The organism is Brevibacillus brevis NBRC 100599, from assembly GCF_000010165.1.
GTDB classification, from domain to species: Bacteria; Bacillota; Bacilli; order Brevibacillales; family Brevibacillaceae; genus Brevibacillus; species Brevibacillus brevis_D.
Genome location: NC_012491.1, coordinates 6,218,626 through 6,237,231, shown reverse-complemented (window position 1 = coordinate 6,237,231; position 18,606 = coordinate 6,218,626). Strand labels below are relative to the sequence as shown.

Sequence of the window (18,606 nt, the reverse complement as noted above, 5' to 3'; positions counted from 1 at the left end):
CTCTTTCCTTGTTGAATCCTTATTTACTCGCCACTTTCAATAGCTCCATAGCCCGGATGATTACCGAATCTTTGTGGGCATCCACATCGGCTTGTTTCAGTATAATCTGTTCGTCCGGTGGCAGACCGAGCTGCTCGTAATTGATGCCTTCGGGAGAAGTATAACGTTCATTGCTGAGCATGATTACCCAATTGTTCGGTAGCGTTTTGAACAGCACGTCGGAAAAGAATCCACTTGTCTTTTCGCCGATGACCGTCACCTTGTCCAGTTTTTTCAAGGCCATCGTGCCCGTCTCTCCCGCGCTTACCGTCAACGGCCCGGATAGGACGATGATCTTGTTGGCTGTAAAACGCTTGGCTCCCGGCTCGATAAAAATTTTTGTCGGCTCGGAAAATTGATCGTATCCGCCAATTCTGCCCTGTTTGTTATACGCCAGCCTTTTTTCGCCCGTGAACAGTCCGGCGACTTTCAACCCGAAGATATCATCGCCACCCCTGTTGAAGCGCATATCGATCACAAAGTTCCGGCAGTCTGCCAGGTCTTGCACCATGTCGGCAAGGGCTTCGTCAATCAGCTTCTCGTCAGACACGTCAAATTCGCGCAGTTGGATATAAGCGTCACCGTTTTTCGTCCGGCCGTACTGGATGCGTCCCTCGAGCTTGCTCTTTAACGCTCCGTTCATATAGTTTGATTCGATGGTACCCTGGATGGCTTTCAGATTGATTTCATAAAATTCTGCCCGCTCCATCTTAGGCATGGCAGAGAAAAAGTTTTCGTTGGTAATCATATTGGTATGCCCGTCTTTCAGCTTTCCGAGCATTTCCTTGAAGATGTTCTCCAGCTCCTTCTCGGAAGTGGCCGCGGTTACCTTTGGTCTGTAAGTCTTGTATACCTCTTTCCAATCTACTTTTACGAGCGGGAAGAAACTGAAATTCTCTTCGAAGGTTTGCCAGAACACCTCGAAATTGGCGACCGGGTCCTTGCTGAGCTCTTTTACCTTCACTGCGGGAAATTGCTTGATTTGCTTAAACTGTTTCACATAACCCATTTTGTCGGTCAGGCTGCCGTTTTGAAAGCGTCCCATCCAAATTCGCTCCCGCGCACTTTCCGGTAACTGTTTGGAGTCGCCGAGCTGGAATTTCAGATTGAGGTTCCCTTGCTCATCCAGATCACCGATCGCAAACAGCAGCAGGCTGTCACGCGTGTAGTTGTACATAGTAACCGACTTCCCGTTTATCTCCATTATGCACCCGTACCCTCTCGACTGCCAAAGCTGTCGCTTGGCACCATCAACGGCAGGCTTTGCCTCTTTCCCCTGGTTCACATTGGATGAAGTGTATGCACCCGCTCCCGATACGCTAGCAAACAGAAAGATAAGTAACGCGATCCAGACTCTGCTTTTCATCATAACTACCTCCCATTTTTCTGATCTTCTTTAAGCCCAAGTAAAGCAAAGTGGCCTGTGCTTCGGTCACGAAAGTACCAGTGGCTAGCGAAGAGTTGCGCGGTGTAAATGACAAGCGTCAGTCCGCAGCCGGCCAATACGCCAAGCTTGCCGAACCTTCCAAGCCCGTAGCCATAAAAGATTGTCGTGCAAATGTTGTTGTTGCCCAACCAAATTCGATCACCTCAAAAGCGATTGTAGCACCGACGATTGAAATCCACTTAAAGTCTGCCTTAATGTTTACTTAACGGAATTGGAAATGTTTAGCTGGAATTAAAGTTGATTTGTTACGATAGCAAAAGGGGGGATTGGATGTATAACTCGAAAATCTTGATTGTTGACGATGAAAAATCGATTATCCAATTGCTTGAAACGGTGCTGAAAAAAGAAGGCTTCCGTCATATTTACACAGCGGGCACGGCCCAGGAAGCGCTACGGCTGCTAGCCAAAAATGAAGTAGATATCATCATATTGGATGTTATGCTCCCTGATCAGTCGGGGTTTGACCTATGCCCCCAAATACGGGAGATCTCATCTGCGTATATCATTTATTTAACGGCAAGAGCGTCGGATCTGGATGTGCTGTCCGGGTTTGCCATCGGTGGAGACGATTATGTGACCAAACCATTCAATCCGCTTGAAATTGTAGCAAGAACCAAGGCCGGGCTGCGCCGCGGCGTTCTTATGCCTGTGCAGCATGCGGAGGAAACCCGGCGCCGCTATGATTTCGGAGGGTTTGTGCTGGATGAGTACGAGGGCGAACTGTTGGTGGGAGGGGAGGCGGTGCCATGTCCGGCACAAGCGTATCAACTGCTGCTGTACTTATGCAAGAATCCGAACATGGTGTTCTCCAAAGCGCAGTTGTATGAAGCGGTTTGGGGTATCGATGGCATGGGGGACGATAATACGGTTATGGTTCATATCCATAAAATCCGTGAGCGTATCGAATCGGACCTGGGGGCACCCCGTTATCTTGTAACGGTACGTGGGCTGGGCTATAAGCTGATCAAGGAGAAGGACGCATGAACCGAATTCGGCGAAGGCTTGCGGTTCATTTCACGTATCGGTTTTTCCTGCAGGGGGTATTTATTTTTGTTATTTTGGCTGCCGTCCTGTTTCTGCTCATTCAATATTTCACGAATCAGGATATGAAAAAAAATTTCCCCCTAAGCGCCCTGGATAACATTTCCGTGGAAACCACAAAAGAAGACGGGGTTCTGACGATACCTCAGAGGTGGATAGAACAGCTCACGGAAGGCGGCTACTGGCTGCAGATTGTGGACGACAAGGGAAAAGTCGTTTATTCGGTGAACGCCCCTAGCCTGCTGAAATCGTCTTACAGTGCGAACGAACTGCTGCAGATTGAGGAAACTGGACGCTATGAATCTTTTCGAGTAATAACGATGCTGGATACGACGGATCAGACGCCTCTCTTTTATATGCTGGGAGTTGAAGACAGCGGGGCGGTCCGGTTGAAGGAATGGAATCGCTCCCTAGGAACACAAGGGTTGATCCGTCCAACTGCAGTGAAAGAGCTGGAACAGCAGCTTGAACGATCAAAGGAATACCTGGAGATAATGGATGAAAACGGGCGGATAGTCCAGTCTATCGGTAATTCTACGCCCAAGGAACAATACCGTCCGCTTGAAATGATCGCAATGCGAATGGAGCCCGGCATTTATCCGAATGATATTTTCATCAATTATGAGCCGGCATCCAGAAATACATGGATTCTACATACGACCAAGAAAGGAATCGTCTTTGTTAACCAGCCGATTCTTCATGAATTCATCATAGTGCTCATTGTTACGGGAGTTGTCATGCTGCTGCTGACATTTGCTTTCTCGCTTTGGCATGGATATCGGTATGGTGAGCCACTGCAACTGTTTGTCGATTGGTTTGATCGAATGGGACAAGGGCGTTATGATGAGGCTTTAACGGAGAAAGAACGAAAAAAGGTGTTCCGCAAAAACGGCAAAATCCGCTTGCGTTACCGACTGTATAAGGAAGTAATTGCCGAATTTTACGAAATGGCTGCAAGGCTCGATGCTTTAGAGCAGGAACGGAGGCGCCTGGAGAGTACACGGGAGGAATGGATGACGGGAATCTCCCATGATCTTAGAACCCCGCTCTCTACGATTCATGGGTATGGGCATCTGCTTGAGAGCAGTCAATACGAGTGGACCGGCGCGGAGCTTCAGGGGATGGGCAAGATGATTCGGGAAAAAGGGGACTACATGCTTGAATTGCTGCAGGATTTCTCCCTCACGTTCCAATTGAAAAATAACGCCATCAGCTTTTCATTAGAAAATAGTAAGTTGAATGAGCTTGTGCGCAGGGTCGTGCTGCGTTATGTGAACGATGTGACGATCCAGCATGTGACTTTTGCATTTGAGGAGTCGAAAGAAGAATTGGTTGTGAAAGCGAGTGTGAAATGGTTTAAGCGGATGTTGGACAACTTGATCTCGAATGCAATCAAGCACAATCCCCCTGGAACAGTGATTACGGTGAGAACGGAAACTGCAGGAGACGATGCTCTCATTATCGTGGAGGATAATGGGATCGGGATGGATGAAGAGACGAGGCGCAATTTGTTCGAACGATATTACCGGGGCACGCATACGGAGGATAGAACGGACGGCGCGGGACTTGGCATGAGTATCGCCAAGGCGATTAGTATTGCTCATAAGGGTGGAATTGAAGTGGAATCCAGGGAGGGATCGGGAACACGAATCGTCCTGCGGTTTCCTCAGACGGACCAGAGCGTGGGATGAAAGTTGGAGCCCATTCTGCTTGCCGTTACAGTCAATGCGGGGAACCGTAGTATAAGTGACGGCGAAAAACTGTTACTTATTGTCTGAAAAATGGTGTAGTCGGAGAGCATTCGCGCGCTTCTAATCGCGCGCATAAGCCGACCTTAGGTAAGATCTGCGTATACATTGGATGGCACTTTGACAATTGTAGTGGATTCTAGTGGCCTGATTGTCTCGATTGGTTGCAATCAAAGTTATACGGGGCGCTATAAGGAGTGCTTGTTTGCCGGGCAATCCATGAGGGATATAATCGGGCTGACATCCAGGCAGCGTATTTTTAATGGATCGCTGATCATTGATGATGACTTTGAATTTTCTTTTGTAATTCCTCAGCCTTATGACGAAATTGCTGATGCTGTGGAGCATATGCCACTCGATTTGATATTTAACGAAATCTGTGTGGCTGACTTTTCTTCTTAGAATCCCAATAATAGAGGAGCAAGATTATTGAAAGGAAGATAACAAGGTGAAAATGAATTCTCAAGTGCTTTCTAGTCAAACGATTGAGCTTGAAAGGGATCAGGTAAGTATTTTGGGTCCGAAACTGGAACTGCATAATTGCACCGTCATTTCAGATACCGATGGGCAAGGAATGGTTTTTGCTGGATTGAGGATGCATGGAGGTATTTTCGATCAAAAGCAAGCCTTAAGGAACTTTCATTTTCAGGGTGTACATTTCTTACGCGTCAGGTTTATGGGCAAGTATATTGGCTGTGATTTTGGCGACTGGGAAGACATGGACAGATCATCCGTGTCAGAGTGCGATTTTTCATCTGCACGTTTGCAAGATTGCCGTTTGTTGAATTGTGACATGAAGGGAATTCTTATTCCCAAATGGCCATGCTTTTGCTTGTTGAATCCGGCTGAAGCTCGGGATTTTGTGATCTCACAACAATGGCCGAAAAAAATCGGTCTGACTTTGGACATTTATACGGATTCGGATCGGGAATGTGTCGCTATAATTGGTGATGCGAGTGTGTTGGCTAAGGAAAGCGGGTTATCTTTAAGCGAAATACGTGCGCTCTTGCAAATAATTCCTGGTGTTAATATTGTTGACTAGGTCGCGCGCATATGGATCCTCTTACCAGCGCAGAGTTGCTCTTATGGATATAGAGAAGTCAGAATATCAAGTGGACCGCGATCTAGAAAGTGGAGAAGCATGAGCTTACTTGCAGCAGAACATTTATGGAGAGGCAACAGGTTGATAGGACAATAGGAACGGCGTGGATGTAAAGGCCCCATATTAGCAGGGGCCTTAGAGCTATTTATTCACATTAACACTTTTTGGAACCAAACATACCTACTTCGCCTTCATCGTATCAGAAGTTTTCTAAAACAATTTTTCCAATGGTCCGCCCAGATTCCAACTTCTCATGCGCGAGACGCAGGTTTGCTGCATTGATGGGCTCCAGTCGTTCAGTCAGCGTAGTCTTTATTTTTCCATCATCGATTAAATCCGCCAGTTCATTCAACAATTCGTGTTGTTTGATCATGTCATTGGTTTGAAGCAAGGACCGTGTAAACATGAACTCCCATACAAACGTTACACTCTTAGAAAACAGCAAGTCCATTTTCAAGCTCCCTGCCCAGGTAGCCTTATTTGCAGGAACGATAGCGCAAATTTTACCTTGGGGGACAATGACTTCTGCCATATTCTCAAGATGTTCAACCGTATCATTCAAGCAAAGGATATAATCGACGGCGTCAATACCAACTTCCTTGAGTTGAGGGAGAAAAGGGTTGTTGTGGTTTATGATAAAATCCGCACCGAGACCTTTAGCCCATTGAATTGACTCTGGACGTGAAGCAGTACCGATGATCGTCAAACCTGCTAATTTTGCAAGTTGAATAGCAATCGATCCTACTCCTCCAGCTGCACCGATAATCAGTATGCTTTTGTTTTCACCTGTATTTACGCTAACTCCTAAGCGATCAAAAAGACCCTCCCATGCAGTTATCGAGGTAAGCGGTAATGCGGCAGCGGCAGCGAAATCCAAACTTCGCGGCATATTTCCCACAATTCGTTCATCAACTAAGTGAAATTCGCTGTTGCTGCCTGGTCGGGACACACTGCCCGCATAATAGATCTTGTCCCCAGGTTTAAACAATTGGCAGTCAGGACCAACTTGTTCTACGATTCCAGCAGCATCCCAACCAAGAATTTTCGGTGAATCGGCTTCGTAGTTATGACTTTCGCGGACGCCTACGTCTGCAGGGTTGACGGAGATTGCTTTTACACGTACAAGCAAATCACGGCCTGTAGGTTCCGGTTTATCCACGTGCAAATCAATAAGGCTTTCCGGATTAGATATAGGGAGGTATCGGTAAGCACCGACAGCTTTCATCTTTTGGTGAGTATTATTCATGGGTATCCATCCTCTCAAATAGGAAATGTTGTACAGTTGCATTGTAAAACGATTCAATTACTTTAAGTAAGTACGCATATTTTTATGGTATAGTATTAAAAATCAAACCATTGGGGGTAAGCTGATGGGAGACCGAAGAAATAAATATGGAGTGAGTCCAGATATGCAAGCATGTCCGGTTGAAACAACGCTGGATGTTATTGGTGGAAAGTGGAAGGGGATCATTCTCTATCAGCTCCTAAACGGAACGAAAAGATTCAATGAATTCAGGCGCCTCAATCCGGGAATCACGCAGTTTATGCTCACCTTGCAGTTAAGAGAGCTTGAACGGGATGGCATCATTCATCGCGAAATATATAAAGAGGTTCCTCCAAGAGTGGAATACTCCCTTACTGATCTTGGAAGGACTCTTGAACCGGTCATTATGTCAATGAAAGTATGGGGCGAGTCTTATAAAGCGCGGCTTAATGAAAATCCAACGATACAAGGGGAGCAGAGTTAAAGGTAAGTTGAGTAGTAACCTAAGTAGTGGAGCGGGAATGTTTGAGCAAATGTTCAGGGAGGGAATAGTTTAGAGAATAGATAGAATATTAAAGTGGGGAACAGTATGAAAGCGATCTTAATCGACGATGAAGAGTTGGCATTAAATTATTTGGAGCATCAGTTATTAAATATCGGCGATTTTGAAATTGTTGGCAAGTTTACGGATCCGATGATCGGCAAACGAGAGATTGAAAAAAAAGAGATTGATATTGTCTTTTTGGATATTCAAACACCAAAGCTAAACGGTATCGAGTTGGCCGAACAGCTTTTGGAAGTGAAACCTCAATTGCAAATTGTCTTCGTCACCGCATATGAGAGATATGCGATTAAAGCATTTGAGCTGAACGCCCTTGACTATGTATTAAAGCCGGTTGGCAAGAAACGTCTGCAAAATACCATGAAACGAATTCAATCGATGATGGAGGAACATAAGACCTTCTCCCCTCAGAAATCGGAGAATTTACAAATGAGTCTGTTTCAACAAGTAACGTTTGTAGATGGAGGCCAGGAAATCCCACTTCGTTGGCGAACTGCCAAGGTGCAGCAGTTGTTCTTATATTTGGTTCAACACAGGGGAACTACGGTTAATAAAACGGCGATCATTGAGTTGCTTTGGCCAGAGCTTGAACCGGAAAAAGCCAATCATCAGTTGTATACGGCTATCTATCATATTCGCAAAACCTTGGCGCCATTTAGCAAATACTTTCAAATTAGCAATACATCAGAAGGGTACAAGGTAAAACTAGAACAAACCATCTTAGATGTAGATCAGTTTGAGCGTTTTTTTCGCTCTGACTTATCCTTAACTGCGGAGACAATTGACGAGTATGAACAAGCCATGGCTCTGTGTAAAGGAGATTATTTGCAAGAGCATAATTACATATGGGCAGAAAGCGAGCGTCAAAGATTACAACTGCAATGGGTGCAAACCGCTTTGAAAATGGTGGATTGGTATTACGCCAATGATGAATGGGACAAAGCCATCACGCTATGTTTGGACATTTGTCAGCGTTATCCGCTCGAGGAAGAAGCCTATTTTTTCCTTATGAAAATATTTGCTGACACGGGTAGGCACTCTTCGGTTCATAAGCAATACGATCATTTAACGAGTGTGTTATGGAACGAATTGCAAGAACAGCCTAATCCGGCAATTACAGAATGGTATCAACTTTGGAAGCAGAAAAATAAGGAATAAACCAAGTGGCTTATTCCTTATTTGGGGATTCCAAAAGTGACGATCGTACCTTGTTCAGGTGAGCTATTAATCGTTAATCCCTGGTTATATAGTTGTCTTAGTCGCCGTTCAATATTTCGCAGACCTACGCTTGCTCTTTTCTTGCCATGCCTTGTTTGGCTGAATAGTTGATTCAGATCTTCCTCTGCTATGCCTTCCCCATCGTCTTGGATTGAGATTTCGAAATACTCCTCGTTGTCTTTGATGTGAATCCAGACAGTTCCCCCACTTGTGCGTTGCATTAAGCCGTGTTTGATGGCATTTTCGACTAGCGGTTGTATGGATAAGGGTGGTAAGCAAAAATCGAGATCAGGGTCCAGATCCCATTCCACTTGCAAGCGATCGCCAAATCGTTGCTTCTCGATATACAAATAAGATCGAACAAGATCAAGTTCATCGTGAAGCGAAATAACGGGTTCAGAATTATGAAAGTCAAAGCTCAAACGCAAATAGTTGCTAAACTCTTCAAGCAGTGTCTGCATTTTCGTGAAGTCCTGAAGTCCCAAGGCGGCAATTGAATTTAATGCGTTAAACAAAAAATGAGGTTCAATTTGTGATTGTAACCATGCTCCTTCCATACGCAAACGTTCATCGAAGGATATTTTAAACTCTGTTAAGGCTTTTACCCTTGCTTTTAATTCCCAAGCATCGACGGGTTTCTTAACATAGTCGTTCGCCCCTGCTTGAAAGCCGGCGATAATATCCTCGGAACGACTGCGCGCGGTCAAGAGCAGGACAGGCAGTTCTAAAACAGAGAATCGTTCCCGAATGATGCGTGTAAGTTCATAGCCGGATACGTGAGGCATCATGACGTCTGAGATGACCAGATCGACCGGGTTACGTTCCAGTATGGACAGGGCTTGCTGAGCGCTGGTTGCCGTGCTTACTTCGTATTGATCTGATTCAAGCATTTTGCTAAGGATGTTCAGGTTAATACTGTCGTCATCTACAACGATAATTCTTGCTCTTCTATTCATAGAAGAAACGGTTTCTGTCGATGTAATGATTCGATCAGTCGTTGCAGCGGCCATTTCTAGTGAAGTCTGCATCCATGTCTGAGCGCTGTTTTCTTCTATTAGAACGGAATCTGAAGCAAGTGGGAGTGTAAAAGTAAAGGCAGAGCCTTTTCCCAGGGTGGACTGAACCGATAGAGTACCGCCGTGCAGCTCAACTAACTGTTTGGAAATGTGTAAGCCAAGCCCGAATCCGCCACTAGCTCTGATTGCATTCAGTTCCGCTTGTTCATAAGGTTGAAAAATAGTTTGTAGAGCCTTTTCCTCGACACCGACCCCAGTATCCTCTACTTGGATCTGCGCAAATCCGTTAGACGTTGTCGCGCGAATCGTGATAGTTCCCTCATCTGTAAATTTAATGGCATTATGCACCAAATTAAAAAGAATTTGAATCAGCCGGTTTTCATCTCCCCGAACAGCAGGAAACGAATCGTCTATTTCCACTTGTAAAGCAATCGGTTTTCCGTCCAGCATTAGTTTCGCCATATCGAAAACACCAGCGAAGATAGACTGCAGGTTTAATTTTTTCTCATGCAGGCGAATGCTGTTCTCCTTTAATCGGGTTACATCCAGCAAATCATCTAGCATGAGTGTCAGACGTCTGCTGACATGCAGGAGAATATCCAGACGCTTTTTGTGTTCTTCATGAAGGGGATTGTTTGTATCCTCGATAATCGCTTGTGTGATATTGATGATGCCATGTAATGGATTTCTCAGTTCATGGGAAGTATTCACCAAAAATTCGTCCTTGCGCTTATCCTCTTGCTGTAATTTCTCAGCAAGATGTTTCGTCTCAGTCGTTGCCCGGAAAAATCGTCTAAACCAATATGCCGCAAAAGCAAGTACGGCAAAGATCAGGTTGAAGGGGTAGTGAATAAATTCCCATCCTAATATGCTATAAGCGATCGTCCAGATCACATTCACCCCTACAAACAAGCAAGCTAGCAGGAGAAATATAATGTCTTCCTTGTCCCGAATGGCCTTCCAGAGTATGTAAGCAGAAATAATGACGGATAGGAGCAGCACGATAGAGAGCATTCTGATCATCGCTAAGATAGTTCCAGCAGGTACAAGGAGGATGAAGATGGCGTATAAGCTGCACAAGCCACTGAAACCTTGTAAAATCCTTCTGTTTAGATAAGCAGGAAGCAGATGATGAAACAAGGGAGGGATGAAGGCGACTGCACCAACATAGACGAGATACGTCAACTTAACTGTCCAATCATAATCGAACTGCAACCAGACAAATAATAACTTGTCATCGGCTGTCACCACGGTAAATATTCCACAAACCATGACCAATGAGAAATATACCAAGCCTTTATTTCTGGCACCCAAGAAGTACAGGAGCAAGGCATATAAACTATGGATCAGAAACACGACGAGTAATAATAGTTGCAAACTGATGGAGAGGATCGTCCGCATCTGTACAGCTTCTATCGTACCGAAGCGAATAGGTTTTGTAATTCCTCCTGCCCCGGCATCATTGGAAACATGGATAAGCAACTCTACTTGGCCTTGTTGTGGTGTCAGTTTGACAGTATAGGGAATATTGCGTGCTTGATGCTCTATGTTGCTGGTTGCCGGTTGTCCCGCCTGGGCCACTAATTTCCCATTGGCATAGACGGTCGAGGCAGTTCGAAGCTCATTGATCCTGAAACCAAGTGTCTGTTCCTGTTCCGGATCAAGCAAGATGCGTAGTCGATAGGTGCCGAAGTGGAAAGAGTCCGATAAACCCTGCTCATGAACAAATGCCTCATCCCACTTATTGGGTACTTGAAGGTATGTCTGTCCCTCAGGTTTCTTTAGACCGTTTCCCTCTATGAACTGAGAAGGGAAGAACTCCCACTCCCCATCCAACCGTAATGTTTGGTATTCCGAGAATTCCCATCCGCGTAAATCAAGCACACCTTGTACAGCCACTGGTTTTTCAGCGTAGTCAAAGGTGGTAAGGAAACTCATCCAGAGTAAGCGAACGGCTGTTACCACTAGTAGAGCAACAACGATCATTTTCGTCCATTTCCAGGCGACTGTTTTCATATTAATGATTACCCTCAATGAATAGTAGTAAGAAGATTGTTAGTTCACAAATCCGAAGAATATCAATTTTTTCATAATGAATACTCTTCGACAAGATATTCAGGACACCTCTTAAAAAGAATATATCAAGGTAGACTAGGGAAGCTGTAGAGGTTATGTAGAGGTGTCCCTGTTAAGATGACATATTGGATGGAAGTCTATTGAAAAATAGATAGTTTCAACAAAATATCCAGAATCCGAGGGGAGAGGAAGAAAGGGCTATAAAAAATTGCGAAGCTACAAAATTGGTGGAAGCGTCCCACTGGCGCTCATGCTTTTGTTAGCGCTAGTGCAAGCAGAAGGCGTGCAGGCGGTTGATTCTTGAGCCTACACCTACCGTCGACAAATCAAAGCTGCAAGCAAAAGTAGATGAAATCGACGATGAAGATTTGGATGAAGATGACTATACATCTTCAAGTTGGAGAAAGCTCGAAAAAGCATTGAAGCGAGCAAAAGACGTACTAGAAGATCCTGACGCAACCCAAGAAGAGGTAGACGAAGCACTGGCTGAGCTTAAAAAAGCAAGAAGAGATTTAGAATCTGTCGATAAACGAGACAGAGACCGAGATAAAGAACGGAAAAAAGATCGGAAAAACACTCATCAAGTTCAAAATCCGTTCTTTACTGGAGGCAGCTCCAGTTATGTAGAACCGAAGCCAAGTGAGCCAGCAAAAGAGAAAAACGACCAAACAGGCTACATGAACGGCTATCCAACCGGAAACTTCGATCCAAATCGCCAAGTGACTCGTGCAGAAATGGCCATGATTCTTGTAAACACAGGAATGGTCAAGACTACATCCGCAAGCGGAATGTTTATGGACGTAGCCGACCAGCATTGGGCGGCAGTTGCGATTAGAAGAGCAAATGAAGCAGGTCTGATGAACGGTTATGCGAATGGCACGTTCAATCCGGGAGGCGGAATCACGCGCGCGGAAATGGCGACCATTGTATATAAGTATTTGGGATTAAATGGAGACGGTATGCCGAACAACTTCTACGATGTACCAGCAGATCACTGGGCAACTCAGATTATTGCGGCAGTAAGTAAAGATGGCTACTTGGCCGGCTATCCAGATGGTACATTCCATCCCCAAAAGACATTGACTCGAGCAGAAACAGTCACTATTATCAATCGTTTGCTGAACCATGAACAGTTAAGTCCGGTAACTGGACAAAGCTGGCCGGAGTACCTCCAACCCATTGGGCGTACAAAGATATTGAAGCAGCAACCAAAAAGTAAAGGGAACTCTCTTTCCTAATCCAAAAAGACCGGAGTGCATATTTTATATGCTTCTCCGGTCTTTTTCGACTACTCTCATAATCGCAACGTATGAAGATTCATTCACATATACTGGAGTCGGGGAATTCCCCTTGCAGGTAGGAATCCCATAGTTTATTGATAAACTCAATATTGATCTTGTTTTCAAACGCCTTGGAAATGAGGCCAAAGTCGTCCGATGCATACCCTGCTACTTCCGAATTCTGGGTTATCCGAAAAGTTTCTTTGAACACAAATTCCCTAATTTCTCTGATCACCGTATTTTCAGAGGGGGCAATTTGATCAACTTTTTTGTAACTAGAAATCCAGGCTACATCAAATTCAACAGCATCCCTAGCGTCTAATTTAGCGTCCCAATCATCGTCTTTATGGAAGACATTCTCTAAGAAACTGTCATGACTGATTATCGAAAGTATCTCACTCGCTGTTTTCAACGAAACCCTACCCCTTCATAATATACTAGGCAACGTTTTTTGTACTTTCCCCACACATGGGCAGGGAGGGTTTCTCCCTTGATAAATTTTATTTTTTCCTATATTTTACAATATTCTAGTCAAGTCTCTCTCTCGTTCAACGTGGGTCATTAAAATATCAAGCTTTGGAACAGGAACGTCCGCCTTTCCAGTCAATAGCAGTTTTAGTGCCAAGTAAGGAAAATTCACTCCGGACCGGCAAGAGATATACATGCCACCGGAAGCTCGCGGATTGATTTCCAGCAGCTTGGGGATACCTTCCTTGTATTTGATTTGCACATTAAACAAATAGGAAAGCTGCAACCGCTGCTGCACGGCTTCGGCAATTCGTAGCAGTTCATCGTTGTCCTCAAGCTCGCGAATACGCCCTTCTACTTTCTTGCGGGGCACCGCTGCCAGCAACTGCCCTTCATAGGCGAGGCAATCGATGCTGTACTCATACGAGTCCAAATACTCCATGACCATTATATCCTCAAACGTCTCCCGTGTGGACAGTGTGCGGACTACTTCTTCTATCGTGATTTGCTGGTGGGTTGATCGAAACAGTCGGTCAATCGGATCAAGCTGCTCCTCCACAATATAAAAGCCTGCTCCGCCTTCGCCTCGGGCGGGCTTGAAGCAAACCTTGTTTCCGTCTTGTTTCAGTTGTTCATATGCGATTTGGAATTGTTCAGCTGTATTCACAATCGCATAGGCGGGTATCGGTACTTCCGGTACGTCCTGAAACAGTTGAAACAGCTTCCCCTTATCCGAAATATCCTCCAGCAACTGATGTTCCTGAGCAATCATAACCTGCGTGCCCTGCCGCTCAAACTCTTTGATATGCCTGGAGATTTCCACCAATCGATAGTTGGGGAGAAATACGTCGATCCGGTGTTTTTTACAAAACGACAGGCAATAGTCGATGTATTCTGGCACATCCAGCGTGGGCTCCAGTTCAGCATAGTCGGCGATTTGTAGCATCACACTATGACGTTTCGGGTGAGTTACATAGATCTCGAAAGTGAAGTTATCCGGGTTATTGCGAATCATTTCGACGATTGGATAAGCCGTAGCGAACGTTCGATTGAACCAAATCCGTTTTCTCATTGGTTGCCCTCCTTTATTCGAAAAGAAAAGCGAGTGTCTGTTCGACCTCGCTTTCCTTTACCTCATGCTATTTACGCAACGTTTTCCTTCGAGTCTTCTTGTTCCCCATGTTTTCCTTTTTTCATCTTATGCACGATGAAGGTACCAAGGAAGGTGAGAACCAGAACGCCGAAGAAGAGGTATGACTCGATGTGGATGCCTGCTGCGCCCAAGAACATTTTCACGGAGATGAGCGCAATAAGTACGAATGCGGTTGTTTCGAATTCCGGAATTCGCTCGATCAGTTTCAGGAAGATTTGAGCAACCCCCCGCATCATCAGGACACCGAGAATTCCGCCCAGGAACAGAACCCAGACTTGGTTGCTGACACCAAATGCAGCTAAAACGGAGTCGATGGAGAAGGCAATATCCATCATTTCAACTGCAAGTACAGTTTGCCAGAAGCCTTTTCCTTTGTTCTCGGTCTCGTTTTCTTCTTCCCCACCAGACTTGAATAAGCGGTAGAGCAGCCAGACGATAAGCAATCCACCGAGAATTTGTACAACCGGGATTGGGATAAAGTACAAGCACGCTGCCATTCCCAGGTATAGCAGCAAATCGATTGCTTTTTGCGCTTTTTCATTATGGCCAAAGAAGTGGTCTGCTGCAATCTTGAGCAGGTAGAGTGCACCCATTACTTTGATCGCGGTCATCTTGACCAGGAAAACGCCTAAACCGATTGCCAGGAAACGGAATAAATAGGCACCGAGCAAGCCGTAAAACAATGCGCGTTTCTTTTGCTTTTCTGGCAAATGATTTACCATTACTGCTAATACCAGTGCATTGTCAGCTGAAAGTAATCCTTCCAGGATGACCAATGAGAGAATAATTGTCCAGTTAGCAGGATTGGTCAGTACCCCCTGCAAAACCTCCCATGAAAAAAAACTTGAATAGGTTTCAATAAGCCCATTCAAAAACTCCATTCTTTTTTCCTCCTAGGTTATTTGCTGCCTGCTGCGCCCCAACGCATGTTCCAACCGTAGTAGCGATCCATCTGTACATGTCCGTTGAAATATTCAACCAGACGCTTGATCTCGAAGGTATCTCCTTTTCTCTCGATCATGGCAACGGCACACGTAATCTTCCGAGGGTCGTGCACGTCCATGCGGACCACAATTTCCGGGTTGTCGGCCTGTTTGATCGTGACAACGCCATCCGTTTCGGCCCATTTTGCTACACCTTCATAGATATAGGCATAGATAAGGACACGATTAAACTCTCTCAAGTGGTTGCCGTTAATGCGGAGATTTTCCCCATCAGTTCTGGATCCTGTACGGTCATCACCGTCCAGCTCGATAAACGGAAAATGGAGATATTCACCAAAAAGTCGGCCCAGCGCTTGGATACAACCTTTATTCCCGTCTGACATCTCATACAAACATCCAAGATCAAGGTCGATGCCATCGGATTTATTAAAGCCCAAAAAACCGCCTGATTTCTTGGCTTTTCTATTCCAGTTTAGGTTCACACTGATTTGCCCCAACGCCCCGCTTGATTTTCGCAAGCTGATCGTTTCACCTTTTTTCGTCAGCTCAACCTTGGATAGATTGATCGGCGGTGCCGGTGGTTGCTCAACCTTTGGAGGTGGCGCAGGAGTGGTTGGACTCGGTTGTGGTGAAGAGGCTTGCTCCTGTGCCACCTCTACGCCGAAATTACCGCATAAGGCAGTAAGTCCACCGTTAAAGCCGCTTCCAATCGCATTAAACTTCCATTCGCCATTGTAGCGGTATAATTCACCTGTCACGATCGAATTTTCTGTAGAAAAATCAACTAATGGAAATCGGATCATTTCAGTGAATGTGACAGGATGCAAGATTCGCAAATAAAGATCGGAAACCTGTCGAAACGTTTGGCCACGTGAAATGGCGTCGTAAATGGTAATCGTAAAGGCGATCTTTTCTACGTTAAGCGGAATTGCGGAAAGTTCCAGTTCGAATTGCTGTTTATCTCCAGTGCCGTCCCGCAGGGAGACAGCTCCGTTCGTTGATTTAGGATTTCCGTAGAATATGAAATCCTCCTCACGATTCACTTTCCCGGTTGCGCCCAACTGAAATGCCGATGCATCCAGATCAAGTTCGCTACCGGTATGCCAGCCAAGGCCGACAATCACCTTGGTCAGCCCTGGAAACTGCTTCGTTACATCAACCTTTTGTCCCTTAACAACCATCATCGTCATCACTATCACCTATTTCAGAAAACTCGGTTCCGCCAAGTCCGTGGCGTTGCCTTGGTTGCGTCTTGCCGAAAAAATGAAGGAAGGATGCTAGTCCCTACTATCAAACTAGCATCCTTTGGCTTGTACGAATTAACCTGCTTGTAATCCGAAGTTATTGCAAAGCGCTTGGAGGCCGCCGGAAAAACCACTGCCCACCGCAGCAAACTTCCACTCGCCCTGGTAGCGATACAATTCGCATACGACAATAGCGGTTTCAACGGAGAAATCCTCGCCCAAGTCGTAACGAAGAACTTCTTGGTTCGTATTTTCATCAACGACACGAACGAATGCGTTGGAGACTTGTCCAAAATTTTGGCGTCTATTTTCTGCATCGTGAATCGTAATCGTAATGGCGATTTTTTCAATCTCGGACGGTACTTTGGTCAGGTCGATCTTGATCTGTTCATCATCGCCATCGCCTTCACCCGTCAGATTGTCACCAGTATGAATAACGGAACCGTTGCCGCCTTGTAGGTTGTTGTAGAAAACAAAGTGCTGAATGTTAGTTGCTTTGCCGTCTGCATGGAGCAAAAACGCCGCTGCGTCGAGGTCAAAATCAAATCCACCGTTATATTTGTTCGTATCCCAACCGAGTCCAACGATCAGTTTGGTCAGATTCGGATTGCCTTTCGTCAGATCAATTTTTTGACCTTTGGATAAGCTGATTACTGACATGGTAAGTTCATCCTTTCCACGTTTCGTACTGGTTAATTAGCCGATGTTAACACCAAAATCACGCGCCAGACCAGCAAGACCGTCTTTGTAGCCTGATCCGATTGCGCTGAATTTCCACTCACTGCCGTGACGATACAGTTCGCCAACTACAACAGCGGTTTCAACGGAGAAATCTTCTCCAAGGTCGTAGCGAATGAGTTCTTCGCCAGTGCCTGCGCTCAGTACACGCGCATACGCATTGGAAACCTGACCAAAGTTTTGGTTGCGGGTAGCCGCATCGTAGATCGTGATGGTGAAAGCAACCTTTTGGATATTCGCGGAAACTTTGGACAAGTCGATTTCGATCACTTCGTCATCACCGTCGCCATCACCAGTGCGGTTGTCACCGGAGTGAACAACGGAGCCGTCAGGGCTGGATGGATTGTTGAAAAATACGAAATGTTTGTCGTCTTCCACTTTGCCTTGGTCGTTCAGCAGGAATACGGACACATCCAGGTCGAATTCGCCGCCGCCATCATACTTGTTGGTATCCCAGCCAAGACCTACCTTGATTTGGGTCAAGCCAGGGTTCGTTTTTGTCAAATCAACCTTTTGTCCTTTTTGCAAAGATACTGCCATGTGTTATTCCTCCCGAAGTTTGGATTTTTTATTGTAGTAAGGATAATCTGATAGGTGCTATGTGTAGCGTCTGACCAGCTGGGAAATCGACGTATCGGTTGTTCCTTCACCAATAGCAGCAAATTTCCATTCACCTGAGTGGCGATACAGTTCACCCACGATCAGTGAGGTTTTCCCTGAGTAATTCTCCGTCAGATTGAACTTGCACAGTTCCTGACGAGAAGATGGATTCATGATGCGGATATATGCGTTGCCAATCATTCCGAAATCCTGACGGCGACTGACACAATCGTAGATATTGACCACGAAAATCAGCTTGTGAACATCGGAAGGGACACGTGAAAGCTCGACAGATATCTGCTCATCGTCGCCTTCCCCTTCACCGGTAAGATTGTCCCCCGAGTGATTGACGCTTCCGCAACCGCTTCGCTTATTTCCGAAATAGACGAGATTTGTTTCTTTTGTAAATTTTCCATTTTCGTTCAGCATGATTACGGACGCATCGCAATCGATGTTGGCTTGTCCACCACCAAACAGTCCACCAAGTAGTCCGCCGGATTTTTTTACCGGGTCCCAGCCAAGTCCAACCAGCACTTTGCTCAAGCCGGCATTTCCTTTGGTCAGGTCAATTTTTTGCCCTTTTTGCAAACTGATAACTGACATGTCACCCTCCTACTCTGTCCGGGCTATACCCCAGTATTTTGCAGATTACAATTCGATTATTCC

General features: G+C 45.5%; 18 protein-coding genes. 7 read left to right on the top strand and 11 right to left on the bottom strand.

From position 1 onward, the window contains the following. Positions 1–19 precede the first annotated feature (19 nt). Positions 20–1,408: a S41 family peptidase gene (locus BBR47_RS29360; protein WP_041749740.1), complete on the bottom strand. Its 1,389-nt coding sequence runs from the start codon at positions 1,406–1,408 to the stop codon at positions 20–22. A 2-nt stretch (positions 1,409–1,410) separates the two neighbouring features. After that, positions 1,411–1,614 carry a DUF418 domain-containing protein gene (locus BBR47_RS29355; RefSeq protein ID WP_041749739.1) on the bottom strand — a complete coding sequence of 68 codons (204 nt, stop codon included), beginning with the start codon at positions 1,612–1,614 and terminating at the stop codon, positions 1,411–1,413. A gap of 142 nt (positions 1,615–1,756) precedes the next feature. Here BBR47_RS29355 and BBR47_RS29350 point away from each other — a divergent pair, with 142 nt between their 5' ends. From BBR47_RS29350 to BBR47_RS29335, 4 genes are all read left to right on the top strand, one after another. Further along, positions 1,757–2,470, top strand: coding sequence for a response regulator transcription factor (locus tag BBR47_RS29350; RefSeq protein ID WP_015894043.1), 714 nt, complete (start codon positions 1,757–1,759; stop codon positions 2,468–2,470). Next, the gene (locus BBR47_RS29345; protein ID WP_015894042.1) at positions 2,467–4,218 is read left to right on the top strand and encodes a sensor histidine kinase; all 1,752 of its coding nucleotides are present in this window, start codon (positions 2,467–2,469) and stop codon (positions 4,216–4,218) included. The genes BBR47_RS29350 and BBR47_RS29345 overlap by 4 nt, the downstream gene beginning before the upstream one ends. A gap of 177 nt (positions 4,219–4,395) precedes the next feature. Next, positions 4,396–4,677 (top strand): hypothetical protein, encoded by a 282-nt coding sequence (locus BBR47_RS29340; RefSeq protein WP_231850535.1) that lies wholly within the window; start codon positions 4,396–4,398, stop codon positions 4,675–4,677. 52 nt (positions 4,678–4,729) lie between these two features. Next, positions 4,730–5,317: a hypothetical protein gene (locus tag BBR47_RS29335; RefSeq protein ID WP_015894040.1), complete on the top strand. Its 588-nt coding sequence runs from the start codon at positions 4,730–4,732 to the stop codon at positions 5,315–5,317. Between the two features lie 259 nt (positions 5,318–5,576). On the opposite strand, the gene BBR47_RS29330 is transcribed toward BBR47_RS29335, so the two are convergent. Further along, positions 5,577–6,623: a zinc-binding alcohol dehydrogenase family protein gene (locus BBR47_RS29330; RefSeq protein WP_041749737.1), complete on the bottom strand. Its 1,047-nt coding sequence runs from the start codon at positions 6,621–6,623 to the stop codon at positions 5,577–5,579. Positions 6,624–6,747: 124 nt separating this feature from the next. Between BBR47_RS29330 and BBR47_RS29325 the strand changes: the two genes are divergently transcribed. Both BBR47_RS29325 and BBR47_RS29320 read left to right on the top strand, forming a co-directional pair. Continuing rightward, positions 6,748–7,125, top strand: a complete 378-nt coding sequence (locus BBR47_RS29325) for a winged helix-turn-helix transcriptional regulator (protein ID WP_015894038.1) — start codon at positions 6,748–6,750, stop codon at positions 7,123–7,125. A 105-nt stretch (positions 7,126–7,230) separates the two neighbouring features. Then, positions 7,231–8,361 (top strand): response regulator, encoded by a 1,131-nt coding sequence (locus tag BBR47_RS29320; protein WP_015894037.1) that lies wholly within the window; start codon positions 7,231–7,233, stop codon positions 8,359–8,361. A gap of 17 nt (positions 8,362–8,378) precedes the next feature. Here the strand turns inward: BBR47_RS29320 and BBR47_RS29315 are convergent, their stop codons facing one another. Further along, positions 8,379–11,453 (bottom strand): hybrid sensor histidine kinase/response regulator, encoded by a 3,075-nt coding sequence (locus BBR47_RS29315; protein WP_015894036.1) that lies wholly within the window; start codon positions 11,451–11,453, stop codon positions 8,379–8,381. 353 nt (positions 11,454–11,806) lie between these two features. Here BBR47_RS29315 and BBR47_RS29310 point away from each other — a divergent pair, with 353 nt between their 5' ends. Next, positions 11,807–12,751 carry an S-layer homology domain-containing protein gene (locus BBR47_RS29310; RefSeq protein WP_015894034.1) on the top strand — a complete coding sequence of 315 codons (945 nt, stop codon included), beginning with the start codon at positions 11,807–11,809 and terminating at the stop codon, positions 12,749–12,751. A gap of 79 nt (positions 12,752–12,830) precedes the next feature. On the opposite strand, the gene BBR47_RS29305 is transcribed toward BBR47_RS29310, so the two are convergent. The 7 genes from BBR47_RS29305 to BBR47_RS29275 all read right to left on the bottom strand — a co-directional run bounded on the left by BBR47_RS29305 (position 12,831) and on the right by BBR47_RS29275 (position 18,543). Continuing rightward, positions 12,831–13,205, bottom strand: a complete 375-nt coding sequence (locus BBR47_RS29305; RefSeq protein ID WP_015894033.1) for a hypothetical protein — start codon at positions 13,203–13,205, stop codon at positions 12,831–12,833. Between the two features lie 105 nt (positions 13,206–13,310). Next, positions 13,311–14,333, bottom strand: a complete 1,023-nt coding sequence (locus tag BBR47_RS29300; protein ID WP_015894032.1) for an ATP-grasp domain-containing protein — start codon at positions 14,331–14,333, stop codon at positions 13,311–13,313. A 71-nt stretch (positions 14,334–14,404) separates the two neighbouring features. Further along, entirely contained in the window at positions 14,405–15,295 is an 891-nt protein-coding gene (locus BBR47_RS29295) for a TerC family protein (protein WP_015894031.1), read from the bottom strand. Positions 15,296–15,312: 17 nt separating this feature from the next. Beyond that, positions 15,313–16,548 carry a TerD family protein gene (locus BBR47_RS29290; protein WP_015894030.1) on the bottom strand — a complete coding sequence of 412 codons (1,236 nt, stop codon included), beginning with the start codon at positions 16,546–16,548 and terminating at the stop codon, positions 15,313–15,315. 129 nt (positions 16,549–16,677) lie between these two features. After that, the gene (locus BBR47_RS29285) at positions 16,678–17,262 is read right to left on the bottom strand and encodes a TerD family protein (RefSeq protein ID WP_015894029.1); all 585 of its coding nucleotides are present in this window, start codon (positions 17,260–17,262) and stop codon (positions 16,678–16,680) included. 36 nt (positions 17,263–17,298) lie between these two features. Further along, complete coding sequence (locus tag BBR47_RS29280; protein ID WP_015894028.1) at positions 17,299–17,880, bottom strand: TerD family protein; 582 nt, start codon at positions 17,878–17,880, stop codon at positions 17,299–17,301. Positions 17,881–17,937: 57 nt separating this feature from the next. Beyond that, positions 17,938–18,543: a TerD family protein gene (locus tag BBR47_RS29275; protein WP_015894027.1), complete on the bottom strand. Its 606-nt coding sequence runs from the start codon at positions 18,541–18,543 to the stop codon at positions 17,938–17,940. Positions 18,544–18,606: the final 63 nt, after the last annotated feature.

Coding starts and splice junctions, on each gene's coding strand:
- BBR47_RS29280 (WP_015894028.1), bottom strand. CDS start 17,880: ATGGCAGTATCTTTGCAAAAAGGACAAAAGGTTGATTTGACAAAAACG.
- BBR47_RS29350 (WP_015894043.1), top strand. CDS start 1,757: ATGTATAACTCGAAAATCTTGATTGTTGACGATGAAAAATCGATTATC.
- BBR47_RS29315 (WP_015894036.1), bottom strand. CDS start 11,453: ATGAAAACAGTCGCCTGGAAATGGACGAAAATGATCGTTGTTGCTCTA.
- BBR47_RS29345 (WP_015894042.1), top strand. CDS start 2,467: ATGAACCGAATTCGGCGAAGGCTTGCGGTTCATTTCACGTATCGGTTT.
- BBR47_RS29360 (WP_041749740.1), bottom strand. CDS start 1,408: ATGATGAAAAGCAGAGTCTGGATCGCGTTACTTATCTTTCTGTTTGCT.
- BBR47_RS29335 (WP_015894040.1), top strand. CDS start 4,730: ATGAATTCTCAAGTGCTTTCTAGTCAAACGATTGAGCTTGAAAGGGAT.
- BBR47_RS29290 (WP_015894030.1), bottom strand. CDS start 16,548: ATGACGATGATGGTTGTTAAGGGACAAAAGGTTGATGTAACGAAGCAG.
- BBR47_RS29295 (WP_015894031.1), bottom strand. CDS start 15,295: ATGGAGTTTTTGAATGGGCTTATTGAAACCTATTCAAGTTTTTTTTCA.
- BBR47_RS29300 (WP_015894032.1), bottom strand. CDS start 14,333: ATGAGAAAACGGATTTGGTTCAATCGAACGTTCGCTACGGCTTATCCA.
- BBR47_RS29275 (WP_015894027.1), bottom strand. CDS start 18,543: ATGTCAGTTATCAGTTTGCAAAAAGGGCAAAAAATTGACCTGACCAAA.
- BBR47_RS29330 (WP_041749737.1), bottom strand. CDS start 6,623: ATGAATAATACTCACCAAAAGATGAAAGCTGTCGGTGCTTACCGATAC.
- BBR47_RS29285 (WP_015894029.1), bottom strand. CDS start 17,262: ATGTCAGTAATCAGCTTATCCAAAGGTCAAAAAATTGATCTGACGAAA.
- BBR47_RS29325 (WP_015894038.1), top strand. CDS start 6,748: ATGGGAGACCGAAGAAATAAATATGGAGTGAGTCCAGATATGCAAGCA.
- BBR47_RS29320 (WP_015894037.1), top strand. CDS start 7,231: ATGAAAGCGATCTTAATCGACGATGAAGAGTTGGCATTAAATTATTTG.